We start from the raw sequence: 21219 nt of genomic DNA, 5'->3' as shown, positions 1-21219 counted from the left end.
GTCCATTATCCTCTTGAGTTCCAGTCTGCCAGGAATGCTTCGATTCCCTTATCTGTTAGAGGATGGTTGAATAATTGCTGGATGACTTTATAAGGAACTGTCGCAATATGAGCTCCTCTTAATGCTGCATCCGTCACGTGCTGAGGATGTCTGATGGAAGCGGCAATGATTTCTGTATCAATGTCATGAATCGCAAAGATTTCTGCGATTGTGGAAATGAGATCCAGACCGTTATGGCCAATATCGTCCAAACGTCCAAGGAATGGAGAAACATATGTAGCACCTGCTCTTGCAGCAAGCAGCGCCTGGTTTGCACTGAATATTAACGTTACATTTGTTTTAATGCCTTCTTTCGAGAAAGCACTTACTGCTTTTAGGCCATCGGGTGTCATTGGCACCTTGATTGTGATGTTTGGTGCAATCGCTGCCAGTTCTCTTCCTTCTTTAATCATGCCTTCAGCATCAAGGGCGATGACCTCGGCGCTTACTGAGCCTGGCACCAAATCCGTGATTTCGCGAAGACGGTCAGGGAAGGATACATTCTTTTCCTTTGCCACCAATGATGGATTGGTTGTTACCCCTGCTACTACTCCAAGGGCATATGCTTCTTTAATTTCGTCCATGTTTGCTGTATCGATGAAAAACTTCATAATAATCCCACCTTGTTTAATATTTTGATAATTTTTGTTGCGGATATCTATGTATTATTAAATAAAGTTGTGATTCTGTAAAGCCTTACATTTGGAAGCAGAAATCCCCAGCTGGCACTCAGCGAACCGCCAGATAAAATACAGGGAAACCGCCCCTAAATCTAGAAGCGGTTTCTTATCCAATGATATTTATTATGCTTTGTTTGAAGAACCGAACTCGCGCATTTTGCCGATTACAGTTTCTTTAATCGCTTCGCGTGCTGGTCCTAAGTATTTGCGTGGATCGTATACTTCTGTGTCTGCTGCCAATACTTCGCGAACGCGTTTTGCAGAAGCAATTTGGTTTTCAGTGTTTACATTTATTTTTGCAGTTCCTAAAGAGATAGACTTTTGGATATCCTTTGTTGGGATTCCAGTTCCGCCATGAAGAACTAAAGGAACACCAGTAAGGCTTCCGATCTCTTCCATTTCAGCAAAGCCAAGATTTGGCTCACCTTTATATGGGCCATGAACAGAACCTAGTGCAGGAGCAAGGCAGTCGATGCCTGTGCGTTTTACCAGTTCTTCACATTCTTTAGCATCAGCATAAATAACGCCATCAGCAACAACATCGTCTTCCTGTCCGCCGACAGTTCCTAACTCCGCTTCTACTGAAACGCCTTTTGAATGTGCATATTCAACTACTTTTGAAGTAGTCTCAACGTTTTGTTCAAATGGATCATGTGAAGCATCAATCATAACGGATGTGAATCCTGCATCAATTGCTTCTTTACATTTATCAAAACTTGAACCGTGGTCTAAGTGGATAGCCACTGGAACGGAAATTTTGTAATCTTCCAGCAGTCCTTCAACCATCTTTACAACCGTTTTAAAACCGCCCATGTATCGTGCAGCACCTTCGGAAACACCAAGGATAACAGGTGATTTTTCTTCTTCTGCCGCCTGCAGGATAGCTTGAGTAAACTCAAGGTTGTTTAAGTTAAATTGACCTACTGCATAGCCTTCTGATTTTGCTTTATTAAGCATTTCAGTCATAGAAACTAAAGGCATTTTTCTTCCTCCTTATTGATAATCGTTTATGTTCGTCAGACTAAATACTGTTAAAGTTTTCCCCTTAACACTATCGAATATGTACCCTTAAAATAGTCCGCTAAACGAAGACGATCCTTTGGAATTCATCTGTTATCATACCAAAAAGGACTTAGAAAAGCCATTATTCCAGAGCGTTTTTGTTAATTGTCATAAAGCAAACGCTATCATTTTTATAGCGATGGAATTTCAGGTTAAAAACGGTTAATTTTGGATTATTTCGAGTTAGGCACAGGCAAATATTTCTTTACCGCTGCCCTGATGTCATCAATATCGAATGGCTTCGCAAAATGAGTAAGAGCTCCCAAATCCTTGGCCTCCTGAATCATATCGAGTTCACCATATGCAGTCATGATAATGACACGGATATCTTTATCCACCACTCTCATTCTTTTTAAAATTTCAATCCCGTCCATTCCCGGTATTTTCATGTCGAGAAGAACAAGATCAGGCGAATGCTTGGAAACAATGTCGAGAGCCTGGACTCCATTGGCAGCCTGGTATGTGTCGTACCCTTCTTTCTGTAGTACCTCATTAAGCAAAATACGGATTCCGAACTGATCATCTACAATTAATATTTTCCCTTTCATCAAGCCACCTCTTCCTGTCGTATTAAAAGCACTTAGGTTTAAAACCAATACTGAATTATGACTGCAGGTCACTTAACTATACATTCTCCTACAGCTAAATTCTCTGTGAAACATGATTATTCCTGCTGGTATTTGCAATTTCAAATGTGAATATTTTACCTTTCCCTTCCTTTTCACTATAATAGAACCGCTAAGTGCAGTGACCGAAGGAGTGAAATAATTTGCTAAAGATGTTTTCTACCCAGCTGACAGGCTTGTTTAAAAGACTTCAGGAAAAGGAAGAGTTTTCCATCGAGGACAGTGCACGCTTATTGGCTCAGGCTGCCGCCGGTGATGGGAAAATATATATTTATGGTACAAAAGAAATGGCTGCAATCGGCTATGAAGCCGTTCAAAGCCAGGAACCGCTTAGAGATGCAGCGATTTTGAAAAGTGATGAGGAAGTCTCAGAAACAGACAGAGTAATCATCTTCTCAAGACATTCTGATGATGAAGACGCAGCCGCTCTGGCAAAATCTTTGTCCGAAAAAGGAATTCCCTTTGTGGCAGTGAGCACCATCAAAACCGAAAGCAGTGAAAATCTCGCTGATTTGGCTGATGTCCATATTGATTTAAAGCTTGCTAAAGGGCTTCTGCCTGATGAAGAAGGAAACCGCTTCGGCTATCCGGCTTCCATGGCTGCTTTATTTGTTTATTATGGAATTAAGTTTACGATTGAAGAGATTTTGGCGGAGTATGAATAATAGATGAGCAGAATCAGCACCATTTCGAGGGCTGATTCTGCTGTCATTTTTGTAGGTTGTTTTTTATTGCCGAGCTAGCTTCTTTTGGGGCTTGATTCCCTGTAATGGCACTTCCAACAATGACTACATCGGCAATACTGTCCTTCAATTCTCCGATTGTTTTTTCTGAAATCCCGCCTGCAATAGCAACCTCTATGTCATTTAACCCTTTTACCAGGCTAAATAAATCGGGATCTGCTATAGCCCCCTCTTTCTGCATATCCTTTCCTATGTGGAGACAAAATAAGTCCGCCCCTAAATCATATAGGCTCTTTACTCTTTCTGCGTCCTGAACTCCCAGCAAATCAATCATAATTCTTCTATTGGCGGTATTTGCAATCTCTAATGCCTGTTTTATCGTGCTGTCATGTGAAAAGCCCATCACAGTCATAATGTCCGCCTCTGCTCTAAAGGCCTGTTCTGCTTCATATTTTCCTGCGTCACAAGTTTTCATATCCGCCACAATTGTTTTATCTGGATAAGCAGCCTTCATTTCCCGAATTATCTTCATACCATATTCTTTAATCACGCCCGTTCCGATCTCAATCCAATCTATATTTTCACAAGTTTCATCTGCAATACGGAAACATTCCTGCTCGGTTAAACGGTCAAGTGCAAGCTGAATTTTCACTTCTATTCTCCTTCGTTTAGAATTGTATTTTAAAAAGGAAGAAGCCTGAAACAAAAACCACAGGAATACTTCCTGTGGCCCTATTTTTCATATTAAACTCCTGAGTATGCCATAAATCCGCCGTCAACTGGTACTGTAACACCTGTTACAAAACCCGAGTATTCTTCGTCAGCCAGCCACAGCAGTACACCAAGCAAATCTTTCGGCTGGCCAAACCTTTTCATTGGTGTATGAGCAATAATTTTCTCTGACCTGGCCGTATGGGAACCATCTTGATTCAATAATAAATTGCGGTTCTGAGTTGTTAAGAAAAAGCCCGGTGCGATTGCATTTACCCGCAAACCTGTTTCTGCGAAATGTACAGCCATCCACATTGTAAAATTGTTAATGGCTGATTTGGCTGCACTATAGGCAGGCACTTTTGTCATTGGTGAGTAGGAACTCATTGATGAGATATTAATAATGATAGGCGATTCCTGCTTTAGCAGTTCTTTGCCAAAAACCTGGCTGGCTAAAAAAGTTCCGGTAAAGTTGCTGGCAAATACTTGGGAGAAGCCTCTCTCATCCATATCAAAGAAGGACTTTTCAGAAGAAGGCTCCACATTATGGGTTTCTACAGAAGTAATGGCATCCGGGTGATTCCCGCCTGCACCATTAATTAATATATCCACCCTGCCAAAGTGGCTGATCACTTCTTCCCTTGCCTTTTCCAGGGATTCACGATCTAAGACGTCTGCTGCAACAGCAATCGCTGTCCCCCCTGCTTTCTCAATTTCGGCTGATACTGCAGCTCCCTTTTCTGCCGTACGATTAAGAATGGCCACTTTCACCCCATGTCTTGCGAGCTCCCTGGCCATTTCCGAGCATAGCACGCCGCTTCCGCCCGTAATTACAGCTGTTTTTCCATTTAAATTTCCGTGTATTGGAAACATTAGCATTCTCCTTATTTCTCAGATTGATAGGCATCCCATAATCCGTGAAGATACATGATTCCAAGAGCCCGGTCATATAATCCGTAACCTGGTCTGCATTCTTCACCCCAAAGATGCCTGCCGTGGTCAGGACGCACGTACCCCTCATATTGAATCTTAGATAACTCCTTGACGACCCCTTTAATATTGATGGAACCATCTGCTGTTAAATGAGAAGTTTCAATAAAATCACCATTCTCGAATATCTTTACATTTCGGATATGTGCAAATGGTGACCTTTCGGCAAATTTTCTTGCGAGTTCAACCATATCGTTTTGCGGGTTGGCTCCTAGCGATCCTGTGCAAAAAGTAATGCCGTTGGAAGGTGAATCAGAGATAGAAAGGAGCTTCTGCAGACTTTCATCTCCCGTCATGATTCGCGGCAGGCCAAAAATAGACCATGGCGGATCATCCGGGTGGATAGCCATCTTGATGCCTGCTTCTTCTGCCACTGGCAAAATTTCCTGTAAGAAATAGCTCAGGTTTTCCCATAAGTCCTCTGCACTTACATGCTGATACGCTGCAAATAGCTCTTGAATCCGTGACATTTTCTCTGGCTCCCAGCCAGGCAGAGTCAGATCAGAAGCCTCGGAAACCGTTTTGATTAAATCTTGCGGATCCAGTTCTTCCACTTTGTTCTTTTCATAAAATAATGCCGTTGAGCCATCTGGAAGTGAGCGGTATAAGTCAGTTCGTGTCCAATCAAAGACAGGCATGAAGTTATAACAAATAACTTTAACCCCAAATTCACCCAGGTTCCGAATGGTTTTTTTATAATTTTCTATAAATAAATCCCTTTCATTGTTTCCCAACTTAATAGATTCATGTATATTAACACTTTCCACTACATCTGCATGAAACCCAAAGGACTTTATATACTCAACTTCAGATTTGATCTCGTCTGTCTCCCAGACTTCCCCGACAGGTTTTCTGTGAAGGGCCCAAACGATTCCTTTCACATTGGGAATCTGTTTTACTTGCTCAAGGGTTACAGTATCATTATCCCTGCCATACCAGCGAAAGGTCATATTCATTTTTCGGTGCCTCCATTTATAGCTTCGACATATTTTTCACAAAGTGCTTTTACTGATTCTTTACCGCCAGCTTTGTATGCCTTGTTTAAGTCACTTCCAATTCCGGCTGCGACAGCGCCAGCTTCAAGCCACGCACCGACATTATCTAAATTCACCCCGCCAGTGGGCATGATTCGCACCTGGGGCAGGGGACCATTGACTGCACCTATAAATGATGGATCAAAACGATTGGCCGGAAACAGCTTTACAATGTCGCAGCCATATTCGAGTGCTGTCATGATTTCAGTTATGGTCATGCATCCAGGAAGGTATGGAATGCTGTAGCGATTGCAAATCAAGGCTATATTCTTATCAAAATGCGGACTCACAACAAATTCCGCCCCATTTAAAATGGCATGTCGGGCTGTTTCCGAATCCAGAACTGTCCCAGCACCGATTACACCGTCTGAACCTCTTAAAGCCTCAAACACTTTTTCCGCTGCAGGTGTAGTATAAGTCACTTCAATAGCACGAAATCCGCCTTCAATAGCTGCTTCAGAAATACTAATCGCTTCTTCAGGTGTTTTTCCTCGCACAACTGCAACCACTTTTGATTCTACCAGCTGATTAAGTTTCTCTATTTTTAAGTTCATCTAATCTCCCCTTAATCGAAAACAATAACTGCTTTTCGAACCTGGTCAGGATTCTTCTCTACATATCGGAATGCTTCCTGCACTTCACTTATCGGAAAATGGTGGGTAATAAAACCGTTTGATTGAAGTTTTTCTACATTCAGCAGAGATACAACCTTTTCAAATTGGTTTGTCTGGAGCCGCGAACCGACAATAGTTACTTCTTTTTTCGTTATTGGCAATTGCGGAATAGAGGATGGCCGTTCATCAAACCCCAGAACAACTACCGTGCCGGCAGGCGATACAAGATTTACGCCAAGCTCAAAGGTAGAAGGCAGACATACTGCATCAATCACTACATTTGGTCCTTCTCCATTTGTCAATTCCATTACCCGCTCTTCTACAGACTCTTCGGCTGCATGAATGATTTCATCTGCCCCATTTTCTTTTGCAAATGCTAACCGCTCTTGCTTTAAATCACTGATAATAACTCTTGCTCCCTGCAGCTTCGCCATTTTTAATATGCATATGCCGATTGGCCCGCTTCCCTGGATGAATACAGTGTCTTCTTCTTCGACAGCCCCGCGCCATACAGCCTGGGCTCCGATTGTGTAGGGTTCCGCCAATACGATTTCATCCCATTCTAATGATGAATCCACAACATGAAGCTGATTTTCAGGCAGTACAAAGAATTCCCGCAACCCTCCATCTTCATGAACACCAAAAACAGATAAAGACTGACATACATTCGGGCGTCCTTTTCGGCATGCGTAGCACTCTCCGCAATAGCGGATTGGCTCCACTACAACATGGTCACCTGGTTTCATTCCTGAAACATTTGACCCGACTTCAACGACTTCTCCTGCCACTTCATGGCCAACAATTCTTGGGTAGGTTGCAAGTGGATTTGTCCCATGGTAAATATGCATATCAGAACCGCATATTCCAACTCTTTTAACTTTTACTAGAACCTCATCAGGATTGCGGATAACTGGTTTTTCTATATCAATGACTTCCATTTCCATTGCACTTGGAATTTGTACTGCTTTCATTATTACTACCCCCTATTCAAATAAACTTGGAAGAAACAGTGAGATTTTCGGCACAAAAGCCACAAGCATTAAGACAGCCAGACTGACTCCTAAGAATGGCAGTAATTCTTTTGCTGTTTTTCCGATTGAAACTTTGCCAATCTGCGATGCTACGAATAGACATACACCAACTGGTGGTGTTACAAGGCCAATGACAAGGTTCAATACCATCATGACTCCAAATTGAACCGGATCCATACCGATAGATGCCGCTACCGGCAATAACACCGGGAATAAGATAACTAGAGCAGCAATCGTCTCCATGAACGTTCCAACAAACAATAAGAGCAAGTTAATCAATAAAATAACGACAATTGGGTTTGTTGAAATGCCTAGAATGGCATCTGCAACCATTTGAGGAATTTGCTCACTTACCATAATCCAGCCAAACAGGTTGGCAAAGCCTACAAGAAGCATGATCGAAGCAGTACCTGTCATGGAAGAGAGCATAATTTCCGGAATTTTTTTAACAGGAAGTTCTTTATAAACGAAAATCCCAATGACAAAGGCATACAAGACCGCAATGACTGAAGCTTCAGTTGGGGTGAAGTAGCCTCCAAGAATTCCATATAAAATAATAACTGTCATAAATAGTGCCCAGAATGCACCAGTAAAGCTTTTCCATATTACCTTTAATGACTTTCTTTCCCCTTTGGGATAATTTCTCCTAACAGAGATAATATAAGTGGGGATCATTAGGCCTACGCCAAGTAATAAACCTGGAAGAGCACCGGCCAAAAACAAGTCACCGATTGATACCGACGCAAGTGTACCCACGATAATCATTGGAAGAGATGGCGGTATAATAGGTCCAACTGTTGAAGAAGATGCAGTTACAGCAGCAGAAAAGCCTGCTCCGTATCCTTCTTTTTTCATTGCAGGAATGAGAATAGCTCCTATACTCGCTGTGTCTGCCAAAGCAGTACCTGAAATACCTGCGAAACCCATCGAAGATCCTACATTTGCCAGGCCAAGGCCCCCGCGGATATGCCCGAAGCAATTGTTTGCAAACTGAATGATGCGATCTGTAATACCGCCAGCATTCATTAAGTTTCCTGCCAGAATAAACCCGGGGATACAGAGCAAAACAAAGGAGTTTAGCCCTCCAAACATTTTTTGCGGAATGATGCTTAACGGGATATCAGCCAGTATTAAATAAAAAAGTGAAGATAGGCCAAGGCTGAATGCTACTGGCACGCCTAGGAATATCAGGATTATGAACGAGAAAAACAAAATGGCTGCCATCATAGCTCCCCACCACCCATTTGTGAATTAAAATCTTCTTCATTTCGGATTAGCCTAATGATTTTGACAATTGAATACAATAATAAAAATGCACTCATGATAAATATTGCAGCGTGGATTACCGACATCTGAAAAGGCATTGTGGCTGAAGTCTGATTTTCCCCTAGCTGTGTAAAGAACCATCCTTCTTTAACGAGAACCCCGCTTAACAATATAATCAGCAAATAAATTCCAATTTCATAATACCGGCGAAAAGCATGTGACATTTTTGTAAGAATCAGATCTACATTAATAAACTCGCCTCGAAGCAAAGCTAGCGGTGCCCCAAAGCAAATGGAGTATATAAACAAATAGCGCGTAAGCTCTTCCGTCCAAATTGCTGTGTAGGGAAGATAGCGCGACATGATTTGAATGGTAACCACGATAATAACCCCGGAAAAACTTATAACAGTCAAGAAGGCTAATATTCGGTCAAGCCAAATTCGAATTTTCATTTTTTCATTCCTTCCTTTAATTAAAGGCACTGCTGGCAAAATAGTCAGCGGTGCCTTTAATTTGTTCCAATAAGACTATTATTCTACCTCTAGAATTTTTTCATAAAGCTCATACTGTTCTGGCTTAAGGCTATCTTTAATCGCAGGCTGCATTTTTTCACGGAAGGCATCCTGGTCAACATCAACAAACTCCATTCCTTCACTTTCAAGCTCAGACTCTATCTTGGAAATTTCTTCATCATAAAGTTTTTCTCCAAATGCCTGCGCTTCTGCAGCTGCTTCTGTCACAGCTTTTTTCTGTTCATCATTCAAGGCCTCAAACTGCTTGTTGCCAATTAGGATATAAATCCATGAATATACATGCTCTGTACGATTCACATACTTTTGAACTTCATACAACCCGCCGCTCTGTATTAAATCAACCGGATTTTCCTGTCCTTTAATAACTCCTTGCTGGAGGCCAGTAAATACTTCATTGAAGTCCATAACCTGCGGCTTGGCACCTGCGGCTTCCCAGACTTTCAGAAACAATGGAACATTTGGCACACGCATAGAAAAACCCTTTAAATCAGATGGTGACTCAATTGGCTCACTTGAAGTCAAGTTACGTGGAGCACGTGTATGATAATACAAAGGAGTCAAGCCAACTTTTTCAGTAATTTCCTTCTCAATTTCTTCACCGATTTCCCCTTCTACAACCGTTTTTACATGGTCAAGATCACGGAAGGCATACGGTACTGCCATTAAAGCAGCTTTAGGTGCCCAGTTTTGCATGGTTTCACCAGAAATAACCAAGTCAGCTGTACCCGCCTGAATGGCATTGATTGTATCTGTTTCTCCGCCAAGAGAGTTGTTCGGGAATATCTGAATTTCAATCTGCCCTTCTGTTTTTTCATTAACCAGATCTGCAAATTCCTCAGCCGTTTTATGCCAAATGTGATTCTCATCTGCCAAGTGGCCAAACTTCCACTTGATTACTTCTCCCTCTTGCTTCTCGCCGCTTGCCCCATTAGAACCGCCCGAACCGCAGGCACTAAGCATCAATGTCGCTGCTAAAACACCAGATAACCACTTCAATTTCATTATGTTTCTCCCCTTTTTCTATAGGTTTAGTTTGTTAAAAACTGATGGACCGTTGAAGCAATTGTTATCCCTTTTTCAAGGTTTCTTTCTTCATTCATTTGTTCAATTTCACCTGGCACAAGAACACTTTTAAAACCCGGAGCTGGAGGGGCCTGACGGATTTCCTCCATCATTTGATCCATATTTTCCAGGAATGCTTCTGCATCCGTGAAGAATGCCGGATTAATTGCACAGAAATAATGGCCAAGCTTTCGCTTCTTATCCAGGTCTCCATACATCTTGGCTACATGCGGCCCAAAAGCTGCACCTGCAAGCAAACCCGAGAAGATGTCGACAATCATTGATAGTCCATAGCCCTTAGGCCCGCCAAACGGAGAAAGTGAAACGACTTTGGAAGGATCTGTTACGGTTTCCCCATTCTCGTCTACACCCCATCCTTTTGGAATTTCTTTTCCTTCTTCTTTATATTGAAGGATTTTCCCCAGAGCTACATTCGATGTTGCCATATCCAGGATGAATGGTTTCTGTGTTTTTGCCGGTACACCATAGGCAATCGGATTGGTTCCAAGGAAAGCATCTTTGCCTCCAAATGGCACGACAATTTTATCGGTATGTGTCATCGCAATTCCAATCAGGTTTTCCTCTGCGGCATTTTGAACAAAATAGCTAAGTGCCCCGCAATGGCTGCTGTTAATGGCTGTGACCATTCCCACACCATTTTCCTTTGCCATCTGGATGGCATGATTCATGGCTTCATCTGCAATGACGTGTCCAAATCCGTCATCCCCATCGACTACCCCTGTCACAGGACCAGTTTTATTGAATGAAATCTCGGCAGCGGGATTGATACCTCCCGCATTTAAACGGTTCACATAATGTTCAGTACGAAGTACACCATGTGAATTAACATTTCTTAAATCCGCATGAACCAGGATTTCCGCAACTTTTTCTGCATGTTCATGCAGCAAGCCAGCATCTGTTAATTTCTGAATTACTAGCTTCTTGGCTTCTTCATGATGAATTGTCACAGTAGACATAATGATCCCCCTACTCCAGGTTGGTATGTTTCTTGACCATTTCTTCGTTCGAATTTCTTTCTGATAAACTATCAATGATTGCTGCATCTAAAATAAGATGTGCAGCCTGATCAAACTGATTCCCTAGAGGCTGAATCGTATCTGGTTCTCCTGAAAGGCGGTATTTTGTTGCCGCAGGAATCTGCATTCCCCCCGTAAAGCATGGCTGGTGAATGGCCTCTTTGTTAGTTGTGATCAGAAATACTTTCGCCCCCGCCTTGAAGGCGTTTTCAGAAAAACTTATGGTCTGTCCTGTTTTGGCTGAGCCAGATAAAACGATTAGTATATCGTTCTCCTGTATGGCCGGTGTTGTCGTTTCTCCCAAAACATAGACTGTTTTTCCGCTATGCATAAGACGCATGGCAATCGCCTTTGCCACTAGGCCTGAACGGCCTTCCCCAGTAAAGAAGAAACGAGCGTCACTCTTTAAAAGTGCTACGAAAGAGTCGTATTCGTTCTTATCGACATGTGTGCATACTGCTCTCATTTCTTTAAGAATTGTAAGAATCGTATCCATTTGTCCACCCTTATCTTTCAACAATAAGGTCATTATTAATAAATGCGTTTACTTCACTAAGATAAGGAAGACCTTCATTATCTCCTGAGACGGTTGTAACCAGGGCACCTACGCCATTAGCAAATTGAAGCAGTCTTTCCTTGCTGAAGCCGTTCAGCCACCCATAAATGTATCCTGCATCGAATCCATCCCCGGCTCCGACAGTATCAACAGGAGTCACACGGAAGCTTTCTGCCCGTGTCCAATCGCCATTCCGGAATAGCTTTGATCCATTAGCGCCATCCTTTAAGACCAAATCCCTAATGCCATATTCTCTGGAAAAAAGTGCAAGTTCATCTTCTTCTTCCATTCCGCTTATTAGCCTGATCTCTTCTAATCCAGTCAGCAGGATATCAACATGCGGAAGAATTTCTTTATATGCTTTTCTCGCTTCTTCAATCGACCAAAGCTTCAGTCTGATATTTGGATCAAAGGAGATTGGAATCTTTTTTTGTTTTGCGACTTCAATCACTTTTGCGGCAGTTTCGATGTTCTTTGAATCAATAGCAAGGAAAACACCTGTAAGATGGACAAGATCTACATTTTCAAACAGTTCTTCCTGAATCATTTCCGGTGTCAAGGTTAAGATAGGCGAGTTATATCGGTAATAGAATGTCTTGCCTGATCCATCCTCATTAATTTCCTTAAAGTTAAGTGATGTCGGGCAGCCGCTTACAAAATCCACACCCGATACATCTACGCCCTCTCCCCGAGCGAAGTTATATATGACTCTGCCAAACTCATCTTCCCCCAGCCGGCTAATCCACTTGCTGTCTAACCCAAGCCTTGCACATCCAATGGCAAAGTTAAGTTCTGCACCGCCCACCTTGCGTTCAAACTGGGTGACATATCTAAGTGGTCCTTTTACAGCTGGGTTCAGTGTTATCATGGCATCTCCGATTGTTAAAACTTTGAATGGTGATGACATTATTTTTCTCTCCTAACACTCTATAAAGATTCCCGCTCAACTAAAGCAGGAGCATATCTTTTAATCTCATATACTTCCTCAAACTGAGGATTTCTAATTAAATCTAATAAAACTGAAGCGGCATCATTGCCAATTTCAAAAGTCGGCTGTTTGATGGCTGTTATTGGTGTTGCCGAGATTTCCAGGAAATCAGAGTCATCTACTGCAATAACGCTTACATCATCAGGAACCTTCAAATTCTTTTTTCTTAAAAATTTCAAAAGTTCAATGAGTGAAAGGTCGTTTGTAGCAAAAAATGCCTCTGGCGTTTCTTCTTTCAGCCACATTTTTTCTAGTTCAGGGATAATGTCTTTTCTTTCTGCCGCAATAATCCAATCATCCTTTACAGGCAAATCATTTTGTTTCAGCGTTTTCTTGTATCCATTTATCCGTTCGATCCGGGGTGTCACTTTTTGGCTTAAGGACATGGATACCAGCCCTATTTTCCTATGGCCTTTTTGGACAATTTCCTGAACGGCAATCTCAGCTGCTCTCTCGTTATCCAAAAGCAGTGTTGGATAAATTGTTTTTTCAAGCTTTCTATCTACAAAAACAATAGGGAAATTTGAAAGTTTCAGCCGTTTATATTGATCTTCATTTCCGATGGTCGGAAAGATAATCAGTCCATCAACTTGTTTAGCTAAGAGCATATCAATGTATGCACGTTCTTTTTCCGGATTATCGTCTGCGTTACAGACAAACAAATGAAATTCATTTTTTTCGCAAACATCTTCAATGGCCCTGATAATTTCTGTCGAAAACGTATGAAGTATATTGGCAACAATCACTCCAATGGTTGATGACTTCTTTTGCTTCAAACTTTTAGCTACGAAATTAGGGATATATCCCAGCTCGCGAATGGCATCTTCAATTCGCATTTTAGTAGATTCCGCCATATACTCGTAGCGATTATTGATATACTGTGAAACTGTGCTCTTTGATACATTTGCTTTTTGCGCAACATCTAACATCGTTATTTTTTTCATGTTGTACTATCCTCTCGCTAAACCGATTTAGTAAATCGGTTTAGTAAACCGGTTTAGGGAAAGTATAAATGAAAACCTTTTCAAAATCAATACTAAAATTTCTGAATTTTATTTTTAGCAGGAATCATTCAACAACGGTTTGAACAAAAAAAATCCCTCCGCATCCGGAGGGATTTTTCCACATTATAATTTCTCGCTAAATTTCAATGAAGCCCCGACAAATTCACGGAATAATGGCTGAGGGCGAGTTGGTCTTGAGATAAATTCAGGATGGAACTGGGAAGCAACGAACCAAGGGTGATCCTTCACTTCGATGATTTCCACTAAGCGGCCATCCGGGCTTGTACCAGAGAAGACAAAGCCCGCTTTCTCCATATCCTGGCGGTAGTGGTTATTGAACTCATAGCGATGGCGATGACGCTCATATACCACTTCGTCCTGGTATGCCTCAAAGGCTTTTGTCTCTTCATTCAATTTACAAGCTTGCAATCCAAGTCTTAGAGTTCCGCCTAAATCCTCAATATCCTTTTGCTCAGGCAGAAGGTCGATAATTGGATGCGGTGTTTCAGGAGCAATTTCTGCTGAGTGTGCCCCTTCAAGACCCAGTACATTTCTTGCAAATTCAATCGAAGCCAGCTGCATCCCAAGACAGATGCCAAGGAATGGCCTTTTGTTCTCACGGGCATATTGAATCGCAAGGATTTTCCCTTCAATGCCACGGTCGCCAAATCCGCCTGGAACCAGAATTCCGTCAGCATCCTGAAGCAGTTCATTGACATTACTGCTGTCCACTTCTTCCGAGTTGATCCATTTGATTTCAATATCAGAATCAAAAGCATAACCCGCATGTTTTAGGGCTTCGACGACTGAAATGTAAGCATCCTGCAATTCAACATATTTACCGACAAGGGCAATTCTGGTTTTTCTGGAAAGGTTCAGAACCTTGTCGACCAGCTGCTTCCACTCTGTCATGTCCGCTTCTCCGCAATTCAGCTTCAAATGCTTGCAGACAATTTCATCAAGCTTCTGATCTTGAAGAGATAGTGGTATAGAATATAATGTATCCGCATCTGTTGCTTCAATAACTGCTTCTTTATCGATATCACAGAATAGCGCAATTTTATCCTTCATATCCTGGGAAATTGGCATTTCTGTACGAAGAACGATGACGTTTGGCTGAATGCCAAGGCTTCTCAGTTCTTTCACACTGTGCTGTGTAGGCTTTGTTTTCATTTCACCTGCTGCCTTGATATAAGGAACCAATGTACAGTGAATGTACATCACATTATCGCGGCCGATATCGCTCTTAATCTGGCGGATCGCTTCAAGGAATGGAAGTGACTCAATATCCCCTACTGTTCCGCCGATTTCTGTGATGACCACATCAGAATTCGTTTCATGGCCTGCACGGAAAACCTTATCCTTGATTTCATTTGTGATATGCGGAATAACCTGTACCGTTCCGCCGTTATAGTCGCCGCGGCGCTCTTTTCTTAGGACAGTTGAGTAAATTTTACCAGTTGTTACACTGCTGTACTTAGTCAGGTTAATATCAACAAAACGCTCATAGTGACCTAAGTCCAGGTCAGTCTCCGCGCCGTCACCTGTTACAAACACCTCACCATGCTGGTACGGGCTCATTGTTCCCGGATCCACATTTATGTAAGGGTCGAATTTCTGAATCGTAACCGTTAACCCTCTGTTTTTCAATAAGCGGCCAAGTGATGCTGCCGTGATTCCTTTTCCTAGTGACGAAACAACTCCGCCCGTAACAAAAATATACTTAGTCATGAAAAATTCCCCCTTGATATCAGTTTGTGCATAATGATGCCGGTTTAAAGACTTGATGATAAAAATTCTATTGTTCAGCCTCCGATTTTTTCAGCGGAAGCTTATCGCAAAGGGATGGTTTAGCTCTTTTAAAAAGGCACATGGCCTATAAAAAAATAAAAAGCGCCCCTCTTACTTAAGTAAGTAAGGGAGCGCTATTAGCGTCTAAACGAATCGTCCTTTTTTAAGGAGCCCAAAAAGTATTCTACAAGCCCTGAAACGAAATGTCAAGATTATAAATCTTCTTCCTCTTCGTCAGCGTCTAGATCATCTTCCTCAAGCTCTTCGTCCTCATCGCCAAGGTCGTATTCTTCATCTTTTTCGATTATTTCATCATCGTCCTCGAACTCATCATCATCAAGATCATCGTCATCGTCAAGAAGATCGTCATCATCGTCTTCTGTCAGATCATCATCGTCAAATCCGTCGATATCGTCGTAATCGATATCTTCTTCATCAAGCTCATCATAATCTTCAAGATCGAGATCCTCGTCGTCCTTTTTCTTCGCCTTTTTCTTCTTAGGCTTGATTACGGTAACGATTTCTTCTTCATATTGGTCAACCGGATACCATGAACGAAGGCCCCAGCGGTTATCGCCCAATCCGATAAAATGGCCATCTATATTTAAATCTGTATAGAATTGTGCAATTTTTCCCCTGACTTGTTCCTCTGAAAGGTTCATAAGTTTAGCCACTTCATTCATAATGTCATTAAAGGCCATTGGTTCTTTTTTGCTTGTCAGAAGTTCATAAGCCACTTCGATTAATGACATTTCTTGTAATTCTTCTTTTGAGAACTGTTCCAAACTCAATATCAGCACTTCCTTTCCCTATGTAAACGCTCATTCTGCAGCGCAAATCACAAACTATTAAAGCTGAAGTTCCGCAACTGTATGAAAATGCGTGCGGACAGCCTCCAAGAAGGCATATTCTTCATTATAAACAAATTTTTACGGTTTATGCCAGTTATATCTGCTGTTCTGCGTATTTTTATGCGATTTATTCTTGATTTTAAATTATCTGCGGGCACTTGCTTTCCGCGGGGAGGAGCGGGGGACTCCCGCAGGACATTGAATAAGCTTCCTCGAATGAACACCGCACGAAGGAAATGCGCCAGCATTTTCGAGGATCAAGTGTCCTCCACTCCAATTAACTCAGCAGAAAAACTCTCATTGTATTAACAAGACAATTAACTTTTTTACATTATCCGTTAAAAAGAAGCTAATTTACCCTCCTCTTTCTCCTCCCCTTTACCGGCCGGTCCCATTTTTTATAGGCGAGCCAGGTGAAGTAGAAGGAGAGCACAAAGAATGCAATGGCTCCCAGCTGTTTTCCATATAAAAAGTAAACTCCTGCAGCAGCTGCAAGTATGGCTGCGTAGAGCAAGATTTTTTTCATTTTTTCACATCCTCAGGGTCCCCGAAGTGCACTGCTATGTATTGATTCCATTATATAGGATATGGATGTATTTTATATTAATTCTATGTTAAATAAAAGTGCAGAAAACAAGGGCCTACAGCTGCAGGCCCTGTTGATCCATTTGGTTTTACATATTCCGGCGGTACTGTCCACCCACTTCGTATAAAGCACGGGTGATTTGGCCAAGGCTTGCCACTTTGACGGTTTCCATCAGTTCGGCAAAAATGTTGCCGCCGCTGACTGCTGCTTCCTTCAATTGTTTCAGCGCCTCTTCCGATTTGCCTTTGTTGCGGTCCTGGAAGCTGCGCAGATTGCGGATCTGTGTTTCTTTTTCTTCCTTCGTTGCCCGTGCAAGCTCCATGTTATTCATTTCATCCTCTGAAGGAGGATTAGGATTTAAGTACGTGTTAACTCCAATAATTGGAAGCTCACCAGTGTGCTTCTTCATTTCATAATACATGGACTCATCCTGGATTTTGCCGCGCTGGTATTGAGTTTCCATGGCGCCAAGCACGCCGCCGCGGTCATTGATGCGTTCGAACTCTCTCAGCACCTGCTCTTCCACAAGGTCTGTCAATTCATCTACAATAAATGCACCCTGAAGCGGGTTTTCATTTTTCGATAATCCATGCTCTTTAGTAATGATCATCTGGATGGCCATCGCACGGCGGACAGATTCTTCTGTCGGTGTCGTAATGGCTTCATCATAAGCATTAGTATGAAGGGAGTTACAGTTATCCTGAAGCGCCATTAATGCCTGCAGCGTTGTGCGGATATCGTTAAAATCAATTTCCTGTGCATGCAGAGAGCGCCCTGAAGTCTGGATATGGTACTTCAGTTTCTGGCTTCTTTCATTGGCGCCATATTTATCTCTCATAACCGTTGCCCAGATGCGGCGCGCCACACGGCCCAGCACCGTATACTCCGGATCAAGTCCATTGGAGAAGAAGAATGAAAGGTTTGGTGCAAAATCATTGATGTTCATGCCTCTGCTCAAATAGTACTCGACATAGGTGAAGCCATTTGCCAGTGTAAAGGCAAGCTGAGAAATCGGGTTTGCGCCCGCTTCTGCGATATGGTAACCGGAAATAGAAACAGAGTAATAATTTCGGACTTTATGGTCGATAAAGTACTGCTGGATATCCCCCATCATCCTCAAAGCAAACTCAGTCGAGAAGATACAAGTATTCTGTCCCTGATCTTCCTTTAAAATGTCAGCCTGAACCGTCCCGCGGACAGTCTGCAGTGTTTTCGCCCTAACTTCTGTGAATTCTTCAGGTGTCAGCACGCGGCCAAGCTCCTGCTCTTTTACTTCAATCTGCTGTTCGATGGCCGTATTCATGAACATCGCCAAAATAATCGGTGCCGGCCCATTAATCGTCATCGATACAGATGTAGATGGATGGCACAAATCGAATCCTGCATACAATTTCTTCATATCATCCAGCGTACAGATGCTGACTCCGCTTTCCCCGACTTTTCCGTAAATGTCCGGGCGATAGTCAGGATCTTCCCCGTATAGGGTTACAGAATCAAACGCTGTGCTCAGACGCTTCGCGGCATCATCCTTGGACAGATAATGGAAGCGGCGATTTGTCCGTTCAGGTGTACCTTCTCCGGCAAACTGTCTCTTCGGATCTTCACCCTCGCGTTTAAATGGAAAAACACCAGCTGTATAAGGGAATGAACCCGGCACGTTTTCTCTGTATACCCAGCGGATGATTTCTCCGTAATCCTTATACTTAGGCAGTGCCACTTTTGGAATGGATAGGCCGGATAAGCTTTTTGTTTTTAAAACCGTCACGATTTCTTTATCGCGGATTTTTGTCACAAATTGCTCGCCTGAGTATTTTTCCTTTAGATCATCCCAGCCAGAAAGGATTTTCTTTGTTTCAGCAGACAGCTTTTCTTCTGCTGCTGATTTAATGGCGTCAAGAGAAGCAATGACTTGTTCATTTCCTTCTTGTTCTTTCACAGCAAGCAGAGCCCCTTCGAGCTGGAACAGTTTGCGGGCAAGATCGGCCTGCTCCTCCGCTTTCTTGTGGTAGCCGCGGACTGTTTCAGACACTTCGCGCAGATAATAGCGCTGTTCATTCGGGATAATCACATTCTGCTTTTCAACTTTTGCGTTTTTTGTAAAACTTGTCTTCCAGTCTGTACCTGCTTTTTCATTAATTGTTTCCACAAGTGCCGCAAACACCGCATTTGTGCCAGGATCATTAAACTGGCTGGCAATGGTTCCGTAGACAGGCATGTCTTCCAGCTCTTTTTCAAAAAGCATCCGGCTGCGCTGGTACTGCTTTTGCACCTGCCGCATGGCATCTTCAGAACCTTTGCGCTCAAATTTATTAATGACGATCAAGTCTGCATAATCGATCATATCAATTTTCTCAAGCTGGGAAGGCGCGCCGAATTCACTTGTCATGACATACATGGAAGCATCACAAATTTCAGTAATGCCGGCATCTCCCTGCCCGATTCCGCTTGTTTCTACAATAATCAGATCAAAGCCGGCTGCTTTGACAACTGATATGGCATCCTGAATCGCAAGCGACAGCTCGCTGCGGGAATTTCTTGTTGCCAGGCTTCGCATGTAGACTCGCGGATTAAAGATGGCGTTCATGCGGATACGGTCGCCAAGAAGCGCACCGCCTGTTTTTTGCTTTGTCGGATCAACAGAAAGGATCGCAACTTTTTTCTCCGGAATTTCATTAATGAAACGGCGGATCAGTTCGTCAGTCAGCGAGCTTTTTCCAGCACCGCCTGTACCCGTAATTCCCACTACAGGTACCTGCTTTTCCAGTGACTTCACTTTCTCCATGACCGGCTCAAGCGATGCTGCCGCTTCTTTGCCTACGGTTACCTGATGCTCAGCCAGTGTAATCAGCTTGGCAATGGCATTGGTTTCCCCATCCTGAAGCTTTTCAATCTGCTCGGATGCTTCAGCTGTGAAAGTCGGGAAATCACACTCCTTGATCATTTGATCAATCATCCCCTGGAGGCCGTATTGGCGGCCATCTTCCGGAGAGAAAATCCTCGCGATTCCGTAGTCATGCAATTCTTTGATTTCCTTCGGGATAATGACACCGCCCCCTCCGCCATAAATGCGGATGTGGGATGCGCCCCGCTCCTTCAAAAGGTCATACATATATTTGAAGTACTCTACATGTCCTCCCTGATAAGAGGAAATAGCGATTCCCTGCACATCTTCCTGGATTGCAGCATTTACGACTTCCTCCACAGAACGGTTATGCCCGAGGTGGATGACCTCTGCACCGCTTGCCTGAATGATGCGGCGCATAATATTAATGGAAGCATCATGTCCGTCAAATAGGCTGGAAGCCGTAACGAAGCGAATATGATTTTTCGGCTTATAGACTTCTGGATTGCTCATCGTTCTCCCCCTTGTCCGTAAGCGCAGGCAACTGTGCACTGTTGCCTGCACGCTATTATTAAGCTTTTTCCGAAACTCTTCCCGGATCCTTTATTCCTTGAATAAGGAGATTGGTCTGCAGCTGGATATATTCATCGATGCTGTACATTTTCTGCAGTGACCAGCGGCGGAATGCCCACATTTGCCCCTGGACAAAAATGTTATGGGCAATCATTTTGATTTTTTTCTCCGGCAGGTCCAGTTCCCCGTTCTCGACACAAAGTGTAATGACATGCTCGAACATGCCGACCATTTCAATTTCTTTTTTCAGAACATATGGAAGCGCATCCTTTGTCAGAGCCTTTACTTCCTGGTACATGACGAGCACTTCATCCTGCATTTCATCGACAACCTTGAAATAGTCGGCGATGCCCTGTTTCAGGCTTTCAAGCGTGCCCTGTTTCGTATCAAGACCTTTTTGAAGCCGTTCAGCGACCTGGTCATAAATGCTGTCACAAACCAGATATAGTACGTCTTCCTTCGTACGGATGTATTCATAAAGCGTTCCAATACTAAAACCAGATGCCTTCGCGATTTCTCTAGTTGTTGTACGATGGAACCCTTTTTGGATAAAAAGGGTGACGGCACCTTTAATCATCTGATCACGTCTCTTTTTGACAAGACGCTCATCTTTAACAGAAGCCTGCACTTCCCGTTTTTTCATTGTTTACCTACCGCCTC

The 21219-nt window shown here is 42.9% G+C and carries 21 protein-coding genes; 1 reads left to right on the top strand and 20 read right to left on the bottom strand.

Features of this window, described 5'->3' with window-relative positions; translation table 11 throughout:
- Nucleotides 1–5: 5 nt before the first annotated feature.
- The 3 genes from fsa to MKY20_RS04945 form a co-directional block, all read right to left on the bottom strand.
- Nucleotides 6–650, bottom strand: coding sequence for a fructose-6-phosphate aldolase (gene fsa / locus MKY20_RS04955; RefSeq protein ID WP_009332284.1), 645 nt, complete (start codon nt 648–650; stop codon nt 6–8).
- 192 nt (nt 651–842) lie between these two features.
- Nucleotides 843–1700 (bottom strand): class II fructose-bisphosphate aldolase, encoded by an 858-nt coding sequence (locus MKY20_RS04950; RefSeq protein ID WP_251174319.1) that lies wholly within the window; start codon nt 1698–1700, stop codon nt 843–845.
- 254 nt (nt 1701–1954) lie between these two features.
- Nucleotides 1955–2332, bottom strand: a complete 378-nt coding sequence (locus MKY20_RS04945) for a response regulator (protein ID WP_175502221.1) — start codon at nt 2330–2332, stop codon at nt 1955–1957.
- Nucleotides 2333–2550: 218 nt separating this feature from the next.
- Here MKY20_RS04945 and MKY20_RS04940 point away from each other — a divergent pair, with 218 nt between their 5' ends.
- Nucleotides 2551–3072, top strand: a complete 522-nt coding sequence (locus MKY20_RS04940) for a DUF2529 domain-containing protein (protein WP_009332287.1) — start codon at nt 2551–2553, stop codon at nt 3070–3072.
- A 43-nt stretch (nt 3073–3115) separates the two neighbouring features.
- Here MKY20_RS04940 and hxlA read toward each other — a convergent pair whose 3' ends face one another.
- The 17 genes from hxlA to MKY20_RS04855 all read right to left on the bottom strand — a co-directional run bounded on the left by hxlA (nt 3116) and on the right by MKY20_RS04855 (nt 21202).
- Nucleotides 3116–3742 carry a 3-hexulose-6-phosphate synthase gene (gene hxlA, locus MKY20_RS04935; protein WP_174751746.1) on the bottom strand — a complete coding sequence of 209 codons (627 nt, stop codon included), beginning with the start codon at nt 3740–3742 and terminating at the stop codon, nt 3116–3118.
- Nucleotides 3743–3834: 92 nt separating this feature from the next.
- Nucleotides 3835–4674 (bottom strand): SDR family oxidoreductase, encoded by an 840-nt coding sequence (locus MKY20_RS04930; protein WP_009332289.1) that lies wholly within the window; start codon nt 4672–4674, stop codon nt 3835–3837.
- Nucleotides 4675–4685: 11 nt separating this feature from the next.
- Nucleotides 4686–5747 (bottom strand): mannonate dehydratase, encoded by a 1062-nt coding sequence (gene uxuA, locus MKY20_RS04925; protein WP_174751745.1) that lies wholly within the window; start codon nt 5745–5747, stop codon nt 4686–4688.
- Complete coding sequence (locus MKY20_RS04920; protein ID WP_174751744.1) at nt 5744–6379, bottom strand: bifunctional 2-keto-4-hydroxyglutarate aldolase/2-keto-3-deoxy-6-phosphogluconate aldolase; 636 nt, start codon at nt 6377–6379, stop codon at nt 5744–5746. The genes uxuA and MKY20_RS04920 overlap by 4 nt, the downstream gene beginning before the upstream one ends.
- An 11-nt stretch (nt 6380–6390) precedes the next feature.
- Nucleotides 6391–7410, bottom strand: a complete 1020-nt coding sequence (locus MKY20_RS04915) for a zinc-binding alcohol dehydrogenase family protein (RefSeq protein WP_159344359.1) — start codon at nt 7408–7410, stop codon at nt 6391–6393.
- Between the two features lie 12 nt (nt 7411–7422).
- Nucleotides 7423–8697: a TRAP transporter large permease gene (locus MKY20_RS04910; protein ID WP_251266800.1), complete on the bottom strand. Its 1275-nt coding sequence runs from the start codon at nt 8695–8697 to the stop codon at nt 7423–7425.
- Nucleotides 8694–9188, bottom strand: a complete 495-nt coding sequence (locus MKY20_RS04905; protein WP_019380594.1) for a TRAP transporter small permease — start codon at nt 9186–9188, stop codon at nt 8694–8696. The genes MKY20_RS04910 and MKY20_RS04905 overlap by 4 nt, the downstream gene beginning before the upstream one ends.
- A 78-nt stretch (nt 9189–9266) precedes the next feature.
- On the bottom strand, nt 9267–10271 hold the full coding sequence (locus tag MKY20_RS04900; protein WP_009332295.1) for a TRAP transporter substrate-binding protein: 1005 nt from the start codon (nt 10269–10271) through the stop codon (nt 9267–9269).
- 26 nt (nt 10272–10297) lie between these two features.
- Nucleotides 10298–11308, bottom strand: a complete 1011-nt coding sequence (gene allD, locus MKY20_RS04895) for an ureidoglycolate dehydrogenase (protein WP_251266799.1) — start codon at nt 11306–11308, stop codon at nt 10298–10300.
- A gap of 10 nt (nt 11309–11318) precedes the next feature.
- Nucleotides 11319–11864, bottom strand: coding sequence for a 6-phospho-3-hexuloisomerase (gene hxlB, locus MKY20_RS04890; protein ID WP_174751739.1), 546 nt, complete (start codon nt 11862–11864; stop codon nt 11319–11321).
- Between the two features lie 10 nt (nt 11865–11874).
- Complete coding sequence (locus tag MKY20_RS04885) at nt 11875–12831, bottom strand: sugar kinase (RefSeq protein WP_251266798.1); 957 nt, start codon at nt 12829–12831, stop codon at nt 11875–11877.
- A 20-nt stretch (nt 12832–12851) separates the two neighbouring features.
- Nucleotides 12852–13856 (bottom strand): LacI family DNA-binding transcriptional regulator, encoded by a 1005-nt coding sequence (locus MKY20_RS04880; RefSeq protein WP_009332299.1) that lies wholly within the window; start codon nt 13854–13856, stop codon nt 12852–12854.
- A gap of 183 nt (nt 13857–14039) precedes the next feature.
- Nucleotides 14040–15647: a CTP synthase gene (locus MKY20_RS04875; RefSeq protein WP_009332300.1), complete on the bottom strand. Its 1608-nt coding sequence runs from the start codon at nt 15645–15647 to the stop codon at nt 14040–14042.
- 272 nt (nt 15648–15919) lie between these two features.
- A complete protein-coding gene (gene rpoE, locus MKY20_RS04870) occupies nt 15920–16498 on the bottom strand; it encodes a DNA-directed RNA polymerase subunit delta (protein WP_019380590.1) in 579 nt (192 codons plus the stop codon).
- A gap of 409 nt (nt 16499–16907) precedes the next feature.
- Entirely contained in the window at nt 16908–17084 is a 177-nt protein-coding gene (locus MKY20_RS04865) for a hypothetical protein (protein ID WP_019380588.1), read from the bottom strand.
- Nucleotides 17085–17232: 148 nt separating this feature from the next.
- The gene (icmF, locus tag MKY20_RS04860; RefSeq protein ID WP_251174324.1) at nt 17233–20499 is read right to left on the bottom strand and encodes a fused isobutyryl-CoA mutase/GTPase IcmF; all 3267 of its coding nucleotides are present in this window, start codon (nt 20497–20499) and stop codon (nt 17233–17235) included.
- 58 nt (nt 20500–20557) lie between these two features.
- A complete protein-coding gene (locus MKY20_RS04855) occupies nt 20558–21202 on the bottom strand; it encodes a TetR/AcrR family transcriptional regulator (RefSeq protein ID WP_019380586.1) in 645 nt (214 codons plus the stop codon).
- Between the last annotated feature and the right edge of the window lie 17 nt (nt 21203–21219).

It is taken from the genome of Cytobacillus sp. FSL W8-0315 (assembly GCF_038002905.1).
GTDB classification, from domain to species: Bacteria; Bacillota; Bacilli; order Bacillales; family Cytobacillaceae; genus Cytobacillus; species Cytobacillus pseudoceanisediminis.
Note: the sequence above shows the minus strand (reverse complement) of the source record. Positions and strands in the feature narration are given on the sequence as shown.

What these genes read in the sequence shown, in the direction of transcription:
- allD (WP_251266799.1), bottom strand. Translation starts at nt 11,308, where the DNA reads ATGTCTACTGTGACAATTCATCATGAAGAAGCCAAGAAGCTAGTAATT.
- MKY20_RS04920 (WP_174751744.1), bottom strand. Translation starts at nt 6,379, where the DNA reads ATGAACTTAAAAATAGAGAAACTTAATCAGCTGGTAGAATCAAAAGTG.
- icmF (WP_251174324.1), bottom strand. Translation starts at nt 20,499, where the DNA reads ATGAGCAATCCAGAAGTCTATAAGCCGAAAAATCATATTCGCTTCGTT.
- MKY20_RS04915 (WP_159344359.1), bottom strand. Translation starts at nt 7,410, where the DNA reads ATGAAAGCAGTACAAATTCCAAGTGCAATGGAAATGGAAGTCATTGAT.
- MKY20_RS04885 (WP_251266798.1), bottom strand. Translation starts at nt 12,831, where the DNA reads ATGTCATCACCATTCAAAGTTTTAACAATCGGAGATGCCATGATAACA.
- fsa (WP_009332284.1), bottom strand. Translation starts at nt 650, where the DNA reads ATGAAGTTTTTCATCGATACAGCAAACATGGACGAAATTAAAGAAGCA.
- uxuA (WP_174751745.1), bottom strand. Translation starts at nt 5,747, where the DNA reads ATGAATATGACCTTTCGCTGGTATGGCAGGGATAATGATACTGTAACC.
- MKY20_RS04875 (WP_009332300.1), bottom strand. Translation starts at nt 15,647, where the DNA reads ATGACTAAGTATATTTTTGTTACGGGCGGAGTTGTTTCGTCACTAGGA.
- MKY20_RS04880 (WP_009332299.1), bottom strand. Translation starts at nt 13,856, where the DNA reads ATGAAAAAAATAACGATGTTAGATGTTGCGCAAAAAGCAAATGTATCA.
- hxlB (WP_174751739.1), bottom strand. Translation starts at nt 11,864, where the DNA reads ATGGATACGATTCTTACAATTCTTAAAGAAATGAGAGCAGTATGCACA.
- MKY20_RS04865 (WP_019380588.1), bottom strand. Translation starts at nt 17,084, where the DNA reads ATGAAAAAAATCTTGCTCTACGCAGCCATACTTGCAGCTGCTGCAGGA.
- MKY20_RS04855 (WP_019380586.1), bottom strand. Translation starts at nt 21,202, where the DNA reads ATGAAAAAACGGGAAGTGCAGGCTTCTGTTAAAGATGAGCGTCTTGTC.
- MKY20_RS04900 (WP_009332295.1), bottom strand. Translation starts at nt 10,271, where the DNA reads ATGAAATTGAAGTGGTTATCTGGTGTTTTAGCAGCGACATTGATGCTT.
- MKY20_RS04905 (WP_019380594.1), bottom strand. Translation starts at nt 9,188, where the DNA reads ATGAAAATTCGAATTTGGCTTGACCGAATATTAGCCTTCTTGACTGTT.
- MKY20_RS04930 (WP_009332289.1), bottom strand. Translation starts at nt 4,674, where the DNA reads ATGTTTCCAATACACGGAAATTTAAATGGAAAAACAGCTGTAATTACG.
- MKY20_RS04950 (WP_251174319.1), bottom strand. Translation starts at nt 1,700, where the DNA reads ATGCCTTTAGTTTCTATGACTGAAATGCTTAATAAAGCAAAATCAGAA.
- MKY20_RS04910 (WP_251266800.1), bottom strand. Translation starts at nt 8,697, where the DNA reads ATGATGGCAGCCATTTTGTTTTTCTCGTTCATAATCCTGATATTCCTA.